This window comes from Dactylosporangium siamense, assembly GCF_016862795.1.
In the GTDB taxonomy this organism is placed as follows: domain Bacteria; phylum Actinomycetota; class Actinomycetes; order Mycobacteriales; family Micromonosporaceae; genus Dactylosporangium; species Dactylosporangium siamense.
Genome location: NZ_BONQ01000061.1, coordinates 1 through 13,775 on the forward strand (window position 1 = coordinate 1; position 13,775 = coordinate 13,775).

Sequence of the window (13,775 nt, forward strand, 5' to 3'; positions counted from 1 at the left end):
TTCCAGGCGTCGCAGCTCCCCCAATGGAGCAACAACACCTGGAACGACAACGGCCAGCAGATCGGCATGTGACGTAACACCGCTCGCGCGCAGCGCGGGGACCATCAGGCAGGGGCGCGGCGCCGATCTCGGCACCGCGCCCCTGCCTTTTCGTTCCCCTCGCCCCTCGCCTCTCGCCTCTCGCCCCTCGCCCCTCGCGACCCTTGACGAAGATCGACCGACAATCGGCACACCACCCAGACCCGCCGGCCGTGGCTTGGCTTGGCTTGGCTTGGCTTGGCTTGGCTTGGCGTGGCTTGGCGTGGCTTGGTCGCCCGGGCAGCCACGCGACGACTTCGATCATTCGCACCACGACTGAAGCCCCACACCAACAGCCCAGAACGACCTCACCAGCCCGTCCGACCGTGCTCAAAGCCGCGAACCGGCCACCCCGACATTCACCCGCACAACCAACGCGCGGCTTCGATCAACCGGACCACGGTGCTCGAAGTCGAGGGCCGGTCGCCTGGACCGCCGCAAAGCGGCTTCGATCACGGTCCGGTTGCAGGTCATGCTTGAGCGCGGGCCACGCCCAGGCGCGGGTCACGCCCAGGCGCGGGTCCACGCCCAGGCGCGGGTTACGCCCAGGCGCGGGTCACGCCCAGGCGCGGGTCCACGCCCAGGCGCGGGTCACGCTTGAGCGCGGGTCACGCTCGGGCTCTGGTCGGTGCACATCGAGGGAAAAGACCGAGGCACGGAGATGCCGGGTGAGCGTGGTCCGGACTGCCGGCATTCCACAGCACACGACCAGGACGATCACCGAACCCCCACGCCCACGACGGCACAGCCTGGGCAGCGGCGAACCGTGTTGACCACGTCCGGAGGTGCTGCGCACCGTCGACCCGCACGCGGAGATCGACCGTGCCGCGACGACCTCGGACGCGGCACCCACCCAGCGAGCGAAACCACCGCGAGGTGAAGCGGCCGTCAGCTCGCGTTCTGCAGGCCGTTGACCTGCACGACCACCGACTCCGCAGCGGCAACGGCCTCAGCGGCGACAAGCACCTCGATCGCGGCCATCGGCTCGGCGGCCGCCAGGGTTTCCATCGCGGTGCGGCGGCAGCGGCGGCGGACCGGCTGCGGCGCCGCGGCGACGACCGGCATGCTGCCGGCCACGCGCATCATCGGGATGGCGCCGGCCACCCGCATCGCCCTGGCGACCAGGCCGACCTTGGTGGCGAGGTCCGCGGCGACCGAGGACCGCCCGGACGAACGGCGACCGTTGACCGCGCCCTGACGTGCGACCATCGCGCCGCCACCCGCACCCGCCACGCCGTCCACACCCGCCGCAGCACCGGCTGCGGCGCCGACAAGCAGGGCGGCGTCCGCACGGGCCGCGGCACCAGCACCCACGGAAGCACCCACGGACGCCTCCACTGCGGGCAGCACCACGCGGGTGGCGGCGGCGGAGCGCTTGCGCAGGCGGCCGGCCAGGCCGAGCAGCGGGGCGCCGGCCAGGAAGAGCAGTGCGGCCGCGGCGACCAGGACCAGCGGCAGCCACGACGAGTCGGCGATCGCCTCGCCGCCGAAGTGGCCGAGCAGGGCGCCGTAGGAGGCCCAGAGCGTTGCGGCGACCACGTCATAGCTGGCGAAGCGGCGGGTCGACATGCCGTTGCGGCCCGCGTAGATCGCGGTGATCATGCGACCGGCGGGGACGAAGCGGCACAGGAGCACGGCCAGGAAGATGTGCTTGCGCATCGCTTCGTTGAGACGCAGCGTGATCGCCCGGGGCTTGCGGCGGGTCAGGCGCTGTGGGGCGTCGGCGTCGCGGCGGGCCAGCCGGCGGCCGAGCAGGAAGGCAAGGAGGTCGCCGGAGACGGCGCCGAGGGCGCCGGCGGCGACGAGGAGCAGCAGCTCGACGTGGCCCGTGGTGGAGAGGATGCCGCCACCGATCATCAGGGCCTGCGCGGGGACGACCGGGATGAACGCGTCGATGGTGAGGAGAACCAGGATCGTGGCATAGAGGACTCCGGGCGCCGCCACCAAGTCCATGACCGCGTCTACCATCTCCCGCTCACCATGGTCCGCCCCCTACCCCGTCGTCAGTCGACCATTCCCCGTTGACCATGGCAACACGAATGCACCCGACTCCATGCCCAACTGGAGATGATTGTGTCCGGCGTCTCCTTAGAAACCGCTGAGAACACGCATACCCGCAGGTAGGACGTCACGATTAGGTCAGCCGATGGTCTCGTCCAGATAACACCAGCGCCAGAACTCTCCCGGCTCGATCGACTGCATGACGGGGTGGTGGGTGGTGAGGAAGTGCTGCGTGGCGTGCCTGCGCGGGGAGGAGTCGCAGCACGCGAGATGTCCGCAGGTGAGGCACTGCCGCAGGTGGACCCAGTCGGTGAAGCCCATGGCGACGCATTCCGGACACCCGTCGACCTCGGGGGCGTCCTTCTTCTCCGCCGCTTCGATGTGTGCGCAGGTCACAGATCTCCTCGCTCCAACAGTGACTCTTCCAGGTCCATGTCCCGCTGCGCCTGGCGCAGCGTCTCCTCGGGGATCTTGCCGGTGTCGCGGGCCTGCCGGAACACTTCCCGTTCGGCGTTCAGCATCTCGCGGCGCAGGCGGGCGTACGCGGCGGACGGCGTTTCCCGATCGGACCGGCCGAGGCGCTCCCAGGCGATGTTGGAACGGCTGAGCGCGACCTGCCGCAGCTGATCGACCACGCCTTCGGGCGCGTCCTCGGCGACCTCCTCCAGGCGGGCCTTGCCGGCGCGGCTCGCCTCGTGCTGCACGGACGCCTCCGCGAGCGCGTCCTGCGTCTGGTCGTCGCCGGGCACCTTCAGCCAGCGCGCGACGGTCGGCAGCGTCGCGCCCTGCAGCACCAGCGTCGCCACGATCACGCCGAAGGCCAGGATCACGAAGAGTCCGCGGGGATAGTCGCCGGCCTCGGCGCTCGCGGGCAGGGAGAGCGCGGCGGCGAGGGTGACCGCGCCCCGCATGCCCGCCCAGGAGATGACGGCGGGGGCGGCCAGCACGGGTGACGGGTCGCGGCGGCGGACGCGGGGGATGAGGCGCGCGAGGTACACCGTGGGGAACAGCCAGACCATCCGCGCGATGATCACGACGCCGATGACCGCCGCGAGGCACCCCATCGTGAACCAGAAGGTCCGCTCGACCCCCTCGATGAGCGCCCGCAGCTGCAGGCCGACGAGCAGGAAGACGGCCCCCTCGAGAAGGAACTTCACCATCCGCCAGAAGGCGTCCATCTGCAGCCGCGACGCGGCGGACATGAGGGTCGGCATCCTGTGGCCGAGCGCGAGGCCGCAGACCACGACCGCGACGACGCCGGAGGCGTGGATGCGCTCTGCCGGTAGGAACACGATCCACGGGGTGAGCAGCGAGATCGCGTTGTCGATAAGGGGGTTCTCGACCTTTTGGTGCACATATCCGAGCACCACCCCGCCGACGACGCCGATGCCGATGCCGCCCAGCACGGCGATCGAGGCCGTCTGGGTGATCGACCCGACGTCGACGGCCTCGCCGATCGCGGCGGCCACCGCCACCCGCAGGGTGACGAGCGCGGTCGCGTCGTTGATGAGGCTCTCGCCCTCCAGGACGGTGACGATCCGCCGTGGCAGGCCGATGCGCCTGGCGACCGCGGTGGCCGCGACCGCGTCGGGCGGCGCGACGACCGCGCCCAGCGCGAAGCACATCGCGAGCGGCACCTGCGGCAGCAGCATGTGCACGGTCAGTCCGACGGCCGCGGCGGTGAAGAGGACCAGCCCGACCGCGAGGAGCAGGATCGGCCGGAGATTGAAGCGGAACGCGGGAACCGAGGTCTCCAGCGCCGCCACGTACAGGATGGGCGGGAGGATCCCGAGCAGCACCACCTCGGGATCGAGGTCGACCTCCAGGACGCCCGGGATGAAGGAGATCCCGATGCCGACCAGGACCAGCATGATCGGCGACAGCACACCGATGCGGCGGGCCACCACGGAGGTGGCGACGACGACCGCGATCAGTCCGACGATGTTCTCGAGCCCGTGCACGCGCGAAAGCCTATCCATCAGTAGGACGCAGCAGGAGTGTGGTGACGGCGGCCACTGCGGCTGACACACTGCACCCGCACGTGCAGCAAGCCGTCAGGTAGGGAAGGATCGACCCCATGTGTGCCGCGCGACAACTACCCGCACCCGCGGCAGGGGTGTGAGCATGGCCGAAGTCGGCACCACGGTCGACCTTCGGAACCGGCGGCTCGGCCTGAGCGCCGGCGAGCGCATCCGCGTGCTGCTCATCGAGGACGACCCGGGTGACGCGTTCCTGGTCCAGGAACTGCTCGCGGAGGCCGACGCGCCGTTCGACGTGCAGGTCGCACAGACGATGCGGGAGGCTCGCCCGCTGCTGCGCGAGGTGCACTGCGTCCTGCTCGACCTCGGGCTGCCCGACGCGAGCGGGCTGGACGGGCTGCGGCAGGTGCTGCAGGACGCGGGGCGGGTCGCCGTGTGCGTGCTCACCGGCCTGGAGGACGAGCACCTGGGCACCGCCGCGGTCGCCGAGGGCGCCCAGGACTACCTGGTCAAGGGCACGGTCGACGGCACGGGTCTGTCCCGCGCCGTGCGCTACGCCGTCGAGCGCAAGCGGGCCGACGAGCAGGCCCGGCTGTTGCGCGAGTCGGAGCTACGGCAGGCGGAGTCGGCCCGGCTCGAACGCGGGCTGCTGCCCAAGCCGATCATGGCGGGGGTCGAGGCCGACCTGTGGTCGATCTACCGGCCGGGCCGGGACCGGGGCCTGCTCGGCGGCGACTTCTTCGACGCGATCGGCGCCGACGGCACCCACCTGCACCTGCTCATCGGGGACGTGTGCGGCCACGGCGTCGACGAGGCCCCGCTCGGGGTGGCGCTGCGGGTCGCCTGGCGGGCCCTGGTCCTCGCGGGCGTGCCCGAGGACCACATCCTGGACTCCCTGGAGCAGGTGCTGGTGAGCGAGCGGCGCTCCGACGAGCTGTTCGCCACCGTCGCGGTCGCCACCGTCAACCTGGCCGAGGGCACCGCCCGGATCCGGCTCGCCGGTCACCCGCCGCCGATCGTGATCGCCGGGGACCGGGTCGAGCCGTGCGCCGTCCGGCCCGGGCTCGTGCTGGGCGTCATGCCGGGCGTACCCCGTCCCGCCACCGAGATCCGCCTCGGCGATCCGGGCTGGCAGCTGCTGCTGTACACCGACGGCCTGATCGAAGGGGGCGCCGCTCCCGACGCGCCCGGCGGCGAACGCCTCGGCATCGAGGGCATCGTCGAGGTCCTGCGGGACCGGGGCGGCGCCCTCCCCCGCGACCTGCCTGCCTGGCTCGCGGCACAGGCCGAGGGTCACAACGGCGGACCGCTGTCCGACGACATCGCCGTGCTGCTGCTGGACCCGAGGAGTACGGCATGAATCCCACCAAGTGGTCGCTCTGGCGCCGGATCATCGCGCTGTGCGCGGTCGTCGCCGGCCTGCTCGGGCTCATCGCGGTGAGCGCCACCGTCACCGCCGGCGCCAACCGGGCCGACACGACCAAGGTGATGGACCGGCTCACGCCGGCACTGGTCAACGCGGAGGAGCTGTACTCGCAGCTGCTGCGCCAGCAGAGCAGCGTCCGGACGTTCCTGCTGACCGGCAAGGACAGCGACCTCGACGCGTACCGGGCCGCGCAGAAGTCCGAGACGGAGATCCTCGCCGAGACGGAGCGGCTGCTCGCCGACGAGCCCGACCTGCTGGCCGCCGTCCACGACATCGCGGCGGCGACCTCCCGGTACCGGCGGGAGATCACCGAGCCGCTGATCGCGCAGACCCGTACCGACGGACCGAGCGCCGAACGCGCGACGCCGACGGACACCTCCCGGACCGTCTACACCGCCGCCTCCGACCGGATCAACGCGCTGCGCACCGCGTTGACCACCCGCCGCGACGTGGTCGCCGCGCAGGTCCGCTCCACCGGCAACACCCTGATCCTGCTGCTCGTCTTCGCCGGGATCGTGATCATCGTCGCCGGCGCGGCCCTCGCGTTCCTGCTCCGGCGGCTGGTGACGCGGCCCGTGACCGAGCTCGCCGCCGAGGTGCGCATCGTCGCGGCCGGAAACTACGACCACGAGATCACCGGCGGCGGCCCCCCGGAGCTCGCCGCCCTCGCCGCCGACGTCGACACCATGCGGCGCCGGATCAACACCGAGCTGCAGGACGTCGTGGAGGCGCGCCGGCTGGTCGAGGAGGCCAACCGGATGCTCGAACAACAGGCCGCCGAGCTGACCAGGTCCAACCGCGACCTCGAGCAGTTCGCCTACGTCGCGTCACACGACCTGCAGGAGCCGCTGCGGAAGGTCGCGTCCTTCTGCCAGCTGCTGCAGCGTCGGTACGCCCGGCAGCTCGACGAACGCGCCGACCAGTACATCGCCTTCGCGGTCGACGGTGCGCAGCGGATGCAACGGCTGATCAACGACCTGCTCGCCTTCTCCCGCATCGGCCGGCTCACCAGCGGCTTCAACGACATCGACCTGAACGCGGTCGTTGTCGACGCCGCGGAGCAGTTCGAGATGCAACGCTCCTCCAGCGACGCGGAGATCATCTTCACCGACCTGCCCACGGTCCGCGGCGAGGAACCGCTGCTCGGCGCCCTCTTCGCCAACCTGATCGGCAACGCGCTGAAGTTCCGCCACCCCGACCGCACCCCACGCATCGTGATCGACAGCCAGCGCGTCGACGACGAGTACGAGATCAGCGTGGAGGACAACGGCATCGGCATCGAACCCGAGTTCGCCGACAAGGTCTTCGTCATCTTCCAGCGGCTGCACGCGAAGGACGCCTACCCGGGAACCGGCATCGGCCTCGCGATCGCGAAGAAGATCGTCGAATACCACGGCGGCCGGATCTGGATCGACCCGTCGCAGGCCGAAGGTACGCTGTTCCGGTTCACGCTCCCCGTGCCTGTCCTTGAGGCCCCCGCCCCGTTGCTTGAGGAGTCCGTTTCATGACCGCACCCCGGGAATCGTCCCTGCCGATCGAGGTGCTCCTGGTCGAGGACGACCCGGGCGACGTGCTGATGACGCAGGAGGCGTTCGAGGAGCACAAGGTCCGTAACAAGCTCAACGTGGTCCAGGACGGCGAGGAGGCCCTGGCGTACCTGCGCCGGGAGGGCCCGCACGCGGACGCGCCCCGCCCCGACCTGATCCTGCTGGACCTCAACCTGCCCCGGGTCGACGGCCGGCAGGTCCTCCAGGCCATCAAGGAGGACCCGGACCTGCGCCGCATCCCGGTCGTGGTCCTGACCACCTCACAGGCCGACGAGGACATCCTGCGCAGCTACTCGCTGCACGCCAACGCGTACGTGACGAAGCCGGTCGACTTCGACAGCTTCATCGCCGTCGTCCGGCAGATCGACGAGTTCTTCGTGAGCGTGGTGAAGCTTCCCCCGCGCGGGTGAACGTTCGGGCCGGCCCTTGTCGGGCCGGCCTTTTGCGTCGTCAGGCGGTCTTCGCGACCTTGGCCAGCAGGAGCGCCTCGGCGACGCAGACCCGCTCGAACTCGCCGAGGTGCAGGCTCTCGTTCGGTCCGTGCGCCCTGGTGCTCGGGTCCTCGACGCCCGTGACCAGGATCGCCGCCTTGGGGAACAGCTCCTGGAACGTGGCGATGAACGGAATCGACCCGCCGACGCCCATGTCGACCGGCGACACCCCGTCCCACGCCTCGGTGAACGCCTGCCGCGCCGCGTCGAACACGGGACCCGTCGCGTCGATCACGCACGGCTCGCCGAGCTGCTCCAGGGTGACGTCGACCTTCGCCCCCCACGGCACGTGCCGCTCCAGGTGGGCGACGATCGTGTCGTACACCCGCTGCGCCGAGTCACCGGGTGCGATCCGGGCACTGAACTTGGCCTTCGCGACCGGGATCAACGCGTTGGGCGCGCCCTCGGTCGGCGGGGCGTCGATGCCGAGGATCGAGATCGCCGGTCGCGTCCACAGCCGCTCGACCAGCCGGCCGGTGCCGATGAACTCGACCCCGTCGAGCATCCCGGCCTCCTCACGGAACCGGTCCTGTGGGTAGTCCAGCGGCGCGCTCTCCGTCCTGACCAGGCCCTCGACCGCCACGTCACCCGCGTCGTCGTGCAGCGTCGAGATCAACCGCGACAATGCGATCAACGCGTCCGGCACGGCGCCGCCGAACATGCCGCTGTGCACGGCCTGCTCCAGCACGCGAACCTCGAAGAAACCGTTGACGATGCCACGCAGCCCGGTGGTCAGCGCCGGCTGGCCCACGTCCCAGTTGCCCGAGTCGGCGATCACGATCACGTCGGACGCGAGCTCGTCGCGGTGCTCGCGGAGCAGGTCCTCCAGCGACTCGGAGCCGAACTCCTCCTCGCCCTCGATGAACAACACCACGCCGACCGGCAGGTCCTCGCCGAACGCCCGCAACGCCGCGATGTGCGCCATGATGCCGGCCTTGTCGTCGGCGGTGCCGCGCCCGTACAGCCGGCCGTCGCGCTCCTGCGGCTCGAACGGGTCGCTCAGCCACTGGGAGCGGTCGCCGATCGGCTGGACGTCGTGGTGCGCATACAGCAGCACCGTCGGCGCTCCGGGCGGCGCCGGCCGGCGGCCCAGCACCGCGGGCTGCCCACCCTTGCGGACCAGCCGCACGTCCGGGATCCCTGCCCCGCGCAGCAGCTCCGCCACCGCCTCGGCGGAACGCTCCACGTGGCTGTGGTCGAACCCGGTGAACGCGATGCCCGGGATGCGCACGAGGCGCTCCAGGTCAGCCCGGACACCTGGCATCTCCCGCCGGATCGCGGCGCGGAGCTCTTCGTCGGTGAGCACTGTCATACCCGAAAACTTACTGCGCCGGCGGCCCGTCCGTGCCGCCGGACCCATATACCCACCGCGCCAGCGGCCCATCCGTGCGGTCGGACCCACATACCCACCGCGCCGCCGGACCCGACACCTACTGCGCCGGCGGCCCATCCGTGCCGTCGGACCCGTTTCCGCGCATCCAGCCACGCACCCGGCCGGCGCCGGCGCCGACCCAGTCACCGACCTCGGACGCACCGTCACCGAGCTTGCGCAGCAACCCCACCAGCGGATCCTGCGACCGCGAGAACGCCTCCCGGTACGACGCGGCCGCCGCCTTGATCTCCTCGCTGACCTTCGCGTCCTTGTCGTCGGCGCGCCGCGGGTAGTCGCCACCGAGAATCCGCGCGTACTCCCCACCGTCGATCCATGCCCGCACCTCGGCCGCCCGAGCCACCGGCATCGGGTGCGACCGCGCCGTCACCATGCGAATCTTGATCAGGCTGTCCCGCAGGTCACCGGCCCGATCGAACTCCGCGGCCTGCTCCAGGAACGCGGTCGTGTCGACCTCCGACAGGTCCCCACCGCCGGCCAGCTTCATCGACAGCCGCAAGGAAGCGGCCGGGTCCTGGCAGGCGAGCAGCCCGGCCCGGTCCGCGGACAGTTCCGCCTTGCGCCACCACTCCATCAACGCGGCCACGATCGCCCGCAGCACCATCGACCCGACCGGCAGCCACGCGAGCCGCACCGCCCAGTCCGTCAGGATCAGCACCATCGTCCGGTACACCGCGTGCCCGCTGACCAGGTGCCCGAGCTCGTGTCCGAGCAGGCACCGCAACTCCTCGTCGTCGAGCAGCTCCAGGCAGCCCCGGTTGATCACGATGAACGGCTTCGACATGCCGATGCACATGCCGTTGATCGACCGGTCGCTCTGCACGAACAGCTCCGGCAGCTCAGCGACGTCCAACGAGGCGGCGGCCTCCGCCATCAGCCGGTGCACCCTGGGAAACTGCCGGTGGTCCACCCGGATCGCGTTGCCGAGGAACTCCAGCCGCCACGCCCGCTCATTCCACAACGCGTGCAACGACTTCAGCGCGTCGTCGAACCCGCGCAGCTCGCGCAGCGCCACCAGAGCGCCCCTGTCCGCCGGGTGCTCCCAGGCCCGGGAACTGATCCCGGTCAGCACCACCCGCCGGCGTTGCACGTCGTTCGTGGTCATCCGCTCCGCCTCCCCGTCGCACCCGGATCGTGTCCGGCCGCCTCCCGGATCGTCCCGCACCTGCGCAACCGCCGTCTACCCGCCCGCGAGGATGAAGTACTCATTCTGTGCATCGTGCTCCTCCCCCGGCGCCCCGTCGACGTGCACGTCGACGTTGCGTAACGCCGTGCCGTCCCCGAAGAACCCGTCCTCCGCGGCCATCCACCGCTCCCACTGCGGCCGCGTCGCCTCACCGTCACGGACCAGCCCCCGCTCGAGCCGCAACGCCTCCGGCGCGTGCACGCACACCGCCAGCGTCAGGTCCGCCGACCCCGCGCTCCCGACCCCCTCCACGACCAGAACGTCCGGCCGCCGCAACGGCTCCCACTCCTCACGCATCCGCTCCGCGACCCAGTCATACCGCCGGTACCTCGCGTCCTCACCCACCCTGAACGGCGCCAACACCCACTGCTCCAGCTTCGGCCGCCACGCCGTCAGCTCCGCCCACCCGTCCAGGAAGTCGTCGGTGTGCAGCTCGGCGACGTCAGCTCCGGCATGCCGCAGCGCCCGCGCCAGCCGCCCCGCGAACGTGGTCTTCCCCGACCCGGCCCGCCCGTCGACCGCCACGAGCCGCACCTCCCCGAGGCGCGCGTCCCGCCCGAGGACCTCCTTCGCCAGCCCGCCATATGTCCCCAGTGACACTCGGCCCGCCCTCACGACGCCTCCGCTCACCACGTCCCCGTTCGCCATGTCACCGCTCACCCACGCCTCCACCCATCACGTCCCCGCCTACCACGTCCCTGCTCGCCGTGTCCCCGTCCGCCACGCCTCCGCTCGCCGCACCCCAGCTCACCGAGCCTCCCTCACCGTGCCGCCACTCACCGCGCCCCGCTCGCCATGCCCCACCTACCACGCCCCGCCCACCGCACCCCAGCTCACCGAGCCTCCCCCACCGTGCCGCCACTCACCGCGCCCCGCTCGCCATGCCCCCGCCCACCGCGTCCCCGCCCACCGAGCCTCCCTCACCGTGCCGCCGCTCATTGCGCCTCCGCTCACCGCGTCTCCAGCACGACGTCGGGCGCTTCAGACACGGTCGGTGGCTCCGGCACGTCGGAGGACTCCTCCACCGCATCGGCCGGGGGCGCAGGCGCGGTGGTCCGCAGGCCGGGCACGACGGTCGGCAGGCCGGCCGGCGCGCCGCCCTCGATCAGCCGCCACAGCGCCTCCGTGTCGAGGTGCTCCTCGACCAGGTCTCCCAGCACATCGACGGTCCGATCCCGCAGCGCGACGAACGACGTGTCCGGCGCGACCTCGAACCCGCGCCGCCCGGCAAGACGGGCCACCTCGGTCAGGAACGCCCGGCGGAACCCGTCGGTCTCGAACGCGCCGTGCCAGTGCGTGCCGAACACGTTGCCGACCACCGCACCCTCACCCGTGCCGTCGGCCAGCCGGATCAACGGGGTCAGGCCGTCCGCCGCCCGGCTCACCACGCCGTGGTGGATCTCGTAACCCCGCACCGGCTGCGATCCGAGCCCCGTCCCCGTCACCAGCCCGAGCGTCTTGCGGGCGGCGAACGTCACCTCCACCGGCAGCAGTCCCAGCCCCTGCACCACGCCGCGGCGGCTCTCCACGTCGTCGAAGATCCGCTCCGAGAGCATCTGGAATCCGCCGCAGATGCCGAGGACCGGGCGGCCCGCCGCCGCGTGGGCCAGCACGGCGTCCGCCAGGCCGCGCTCCCGTAGCCACCGCAGGTCGTCCACAGTGGACTTGCTGCCGGGCAGCACGACGAGGTCCACGTCGGCGAGGTCGGCGGGCTCGACGGTGAGCCGCACCTGGACGCCCGGCTCCGCCGCGAGCGCCTCGGCGTCGGTGGCGTTGGAGACCCGGGGCAGGCGGACCACCGCGACCCGCAGCCACTGCCCGCCACGCGGCGGCGCCGGCCGGCCCAGGACCCTGCCGTCATAGGCGAGCGAGTCCTCGCCGTCGAGCCAGAGCTCGGTGGACCACGGAATCACCCCGAGCGTCGGCCGCCCGGTCAGCTCCGTCAGCGAGTCGACACCCGGCTGCAGCAGCCCCGAGTCGCCGCGGAACTTGTTGATCACGAAGCCCGAGATCAGGGCCTGGTCGTCGGCGTCGAGGAGCGCGAGCGTGCCATACAGCGCGGCGAACACCCCGCCCCGATCGATGTCGCCGACCACGATCACCGGCAGGTCCGCGGCGCGCGCCAGACCCATGTTTGCGAGGTCACCGGCCCGGAGATTGATCTCCGCCGGGCTTCCGGCCCCCTCGCAGATCACCACCTCATGCCTGGCCCGCAGCTCGCGCAGCGTCTCCAGCACCGTCCCGCGCAGCCGGTCCTTGATCTCGTGGTAGTTGCGCGCGCCGATGTGCCCGGTGGCCTGGCCGAGGACGACGACCTGGCTGGTCCGGTCGGAGCCCGGCTTCAGCAGGACCGGGTTGAACATGACGCTGGGCTCCAGCCCGCACGCATACGCCTGCAGCGCCTGCGCCCGTCCGATCTCACCGCCGTCGACCGCGATCGCGGAGTTGTTGGACATGTTCTGCGCCTTGAACGGTGCGACGTCGACGCCGCGCCGCCGCAGCCAGCGGCAGATCCCGGCGGTGAGCATGCTCTTGCCCGCGTCGGAGGTCGTCCCGGCGACCAGCAGCCCGCTCACGCCGCACTCCCGACCCGCGCGGCGGCCCGCCCGCCGGCGCGGCTCCGGCTCGCGGCACCGGCCCTGACGGCGCACGCGAGCCCAAGGGCCGCAGCGCCCACGACGACGGACAGCGCCGCGGCCCGCCGCACGTCGCGCGGCACGGGTGGGCCGCCGTCGCCGAGGTGCGGCCGTTGTTCGACCCTGGATCCGTACACATTGCGACCGCCCAGACGAATGCCCAGTGCGCCCGCGGCGGCCGCCTCACACTGCCCGGAATTCGGGCTCGGATGGCGTCCTCCGTCGCGCAGCCACACCCGCAACGCCTCACCGGGCCGCCCGCCGACCACTGGCGCGGCGACGACGGTCAGCGCCGCGGTGACCCGCGACGGCACCAGGTTGGCCAGGTCGTCGAGGCGGGCCGACGCGGTGCCGAACCTGGCATACCGCGCGGAGCGGTGCCCGACCATCGCGTCGAGCGTGTTGACCGCCCGGTATCCGACGATGCCCGGCAGCCCGGCGACCGCACCCCAGAACAGCGGACCGACCACGGCGTCCGACGTGTTCTCCGCGACGGACTCCACCGTCGCGCGGGCCAGCTCGGGCGCCCCGAGCGCCGACGGATCACGGCCGCAGAGATTGGGCAGCTGCGCCCGCGCGGACGCCAGGTCGCCGCCGTCGAGCCGGTCGGCCATGACGCGCCCTTCCCGCGCCAGGCTCGTGCCACCCAGCGCGGCCCAGGTCGTGCCGGCGACGAGCACGGTCCGCGCGACGGGCCTGCGCCTGGTCAGCCAGGCCGCCATCGCGGCGAGAGCGACCGGGACGCCCACTGCCACCGCGGTGAACCGCGCTCCCGCCGGCCGCTCGTCGGCATACGTGTGACGCTCGACCGCCGCCGCGAACCGTCCGAACCCCGCGACAGGGTGCCACCTGCGCGGATCGCCGAACATCGCATCCAGCACACCGCCCAGCAGCATCCCGATCGCGTCGGCCTGGAGTCTTCGATTCACCATGCGCCGGACACTACCGACCCCCACTGACAGTTTTCCGCGGCGGCCCGCGCACGCACTAGCAAGCAAATGGTGCAAAAACAAGAGCTTGTCTCACATCCGTCACCGTCCT

Annotated in this window: 11 protein-coding genes; 3 read left to right on the forward strand and 8 right to left on the reverse strand. The window is 71.9% G+C overall.

Going from position 1 to position 13,775, the window contains the following annotated elements:
* Positions 1–966: 966 nt before the first annotated feature.
* The 3 genes from Dsi01nite_RS20795 to Dsi01nite_RS20805 all read right to left on the reverse strand — a co-directional run bounded on the left by Dsi01nite_RS20795 (position 967) and on the right by Dsi01nite_RS20805 (position 4,040).
* Positions 967–2,046: a DedA family protein gene (locus tag Dsi01nite_RS20795; RefSeq protein WP_203847873.1), complete on the reverse strand. Its 1,080-nt coding sequence runs from the start codon at positions 2,044–2,046 to the stop codon at positions 967–969.
* Between the two features lie 171 nt (positions 2,047–2,217).
* Entirely contained in the window at positions 2,218–2,475 is a 258-nt protein-coding gene (locus Dsi01nite_RS20800) for a UBP-type zinc finger domain-containing protein (RefSeq protein ID WP_373318800.1), read from the reverse strand.
* On the reverse strand, positions 2,472–4,040 hold the full coding sequence (locus Dsi01nite_RS20805) for a Na+/H+ antiporter (protein WP_239136046.1): 1,569 nt from the start codon (positions 4,038–4,040) through the stop codon (positions 2,472–2,474). Before Dsi01nite_RS20805 ends, Dsi01nite_RS20800 begins: the two co-directional genes overlap by 4 nt.
* A 163-nt stretch (positions 4,041–4,203) precedes the next feature.
* Here Dsi01nite_RS20805 and Dsi01nite_RS20810 point away from each other — a divergent pair, with 163 nt between their 5' ends.
* Genes Dsi01nite_RS20810 through Dsi01nite_RS20820 form a run of 3 tightly spaced genes read left to right on the forward strand, consistent with a single transcriptional unit; the run spans position 4,204 to position 7,441 of the window.
* Positions 4,204–5,418 (forward strand): PP2C family protein-serine/threonine phosphatase, encoded by a 1,215-nt coding sequence (locus Dsi01nite_RS20810; RefSeq protein WP_203847875.1) that lies wholly within the window; start codon positions 4,204–4,206, stop codon positions 5,416–5,418.
* The gene (locus tag Dsi01nite_RS20815) at positions 5,415–6,992 is read left to right on the forward strand and encodes a sensor histidine kinase (protein ID WP_203847876.1); all 1,578 of its coding nucleotides are present in this window, start codon (positions 5,415–5,417) and stop codon (positions 6,990–6,992) included. Before Dsi01nite_RS20810 ends, Dsi01nite_RS20815 begins: the two co-directional genes overlap by 4 nt.
* A complete protein-coding gene (locus Dsi01nite_RS20820; RefSeq protein ID WP_203847877.1) occupies positions 6,989–7,441 on the forward strand; it encodes a response regulator in 453 nt (150 codons plus the stop codon). Before Dsi01nite_RS20815 ends, Dsi01nite_RS20820 begins: the two co-directional genes overlap by 4 nt.
* Before the next feature lie 40 nt (positions 7,442–7,481).
* On the opposite strand, the gene Dsi01nite_RS20825 is transcribed toward Dsi01nite_RS20820, so the two are convergent.
* From Dsi01nite_RS20825 to Dsi01nite_RS20845, 5 genes are all read right to left on the reverse strand, one after another.
* Positions 7,482–8,834 (reverse strand): dipeptidase, encoded by a 1,353-nt coding sequence (locus tag Dsi01nite_RS20825; protein ID WP_203847878.1) that lies wholly within the window; start codon positions 8,832–8,834, stop codon positions 7,482–7,484.
* Between the two features lie 118 nt (positions 8,835–8,952).
* The gene (locus tag Dsi01nite_RS20830) at positions 8,953–10,017 is read right to left on the reverse strand and encodes a M48 family metallopeptidase (RefSeq protein WP_203847879.1); all 1,065 of its coding nucleotides are present in this window, start codon (positions 10,015–10,017) and stop codon (positions 8,953–8,955) included.
* 75 nt (positions 10,018–10,092) lie between these two features.
* The gene (locus tag Dsi01nite_RS20835; protein ID WP_239136047.1) at positions 10,093–10,713 is read right to left on the reverse strand and encodes a uridine kinase family protein; all 621 of its coding nucleotides are present in this window, start codon (positions 10,711–10,713) and stop codon (positions 10,093–10,095) included.
* 335 nt (positions 10,714–11,048) lie between these two features.
* Complete coding sequence (locus tag Dsi01nite_RS20840) at positions 11,049–12,626, reverse strand: cobyric acid synthase (protein WP_203847894.1); 1,578 nt, start codon at positions 12,624–12,626, stop codon at positions 11,049–11,051.
* Between the two features lie 44 nt (positions 12,627–12,670).
* Positions 12,671–13,666, reverse strand: coding sequence for a cobalamin biosynthesis protein (locus tag Dsi01nite_RS20845; RefSeq protein WP_203847880.1), 996 nt, complete (start codon positions 13,664–13,666; stop codon positions 12,671–12,673).
* Positions 13,667–13,775: the final 109 nt, after the last annotated feature.

What these genes read in the sequence shown, in the direction of transcription:
- Dsi01nite_RS20795 (WP_203847873.1), bottom strand. Translation starts at nt 2,046, where the DNA reads ATGGTAGACGCGGTCATGGACTTGGTGGCGGCGCCCGGAGTCCTCTAT.
- Dsi01nite_RS20810 (WP_203847875.1), top strand. Translation starts at nt 4,204, where the DNA reads ATGGCCGAAGTCGGCACCACGGTCGACCTTCGGAACCGGCGGCTCGGC.
- Dsi01nite_RS20815 (WP_203847876.1), top strand. Translation starts at nt 5,415, where the DNA reads ATGAATCCCACCAAGTGGTCGCTCTGGCGCCGGATCATCGCGCTGTGC.
- Dsi01nite_RS20820 (WP_203847877.1), top strand. Translation starts at nt 6,989, where the DNA reads ATGACCGCACCCCGGGAATCGTCCCTGCCGATCGAGGTGCTCCTGGTC.
- Dsi01nite_RS20825 (WP_203847878.1), bottom strand. Translation starts at nt 8,834, where the DNA reads ATGACAGTGCTCACCGACGAAGAGCTCCGCGCCGCGATCCGGCGGGAG.
- Dsi01nite_RS20830 (WP_203847879.1), bottom strand. Translation starts at nt 10,017, where the DNA reads ATGACCACGAACGACGTGCAACGCCGGCGGGTGGTGCTGACCGGGATC.
- Dsi01nite_RS20840 (WP_203847894.1), bottom strand. Translation starts at nt 12,626, where the DNA reads ATGCTCACCGCCGGGATCTGCCGCTGGCTGCGGCGGCGCGGCGTCGAC.
- Dsi01nite_RS20845 (WP_203847880.1), bottom strand. Translation starts at nt 13,666, where the DNA reads ATGGTGAATCGAAGACTCCAGGCCGACGCGATCGGGATGCTGCTGGGC.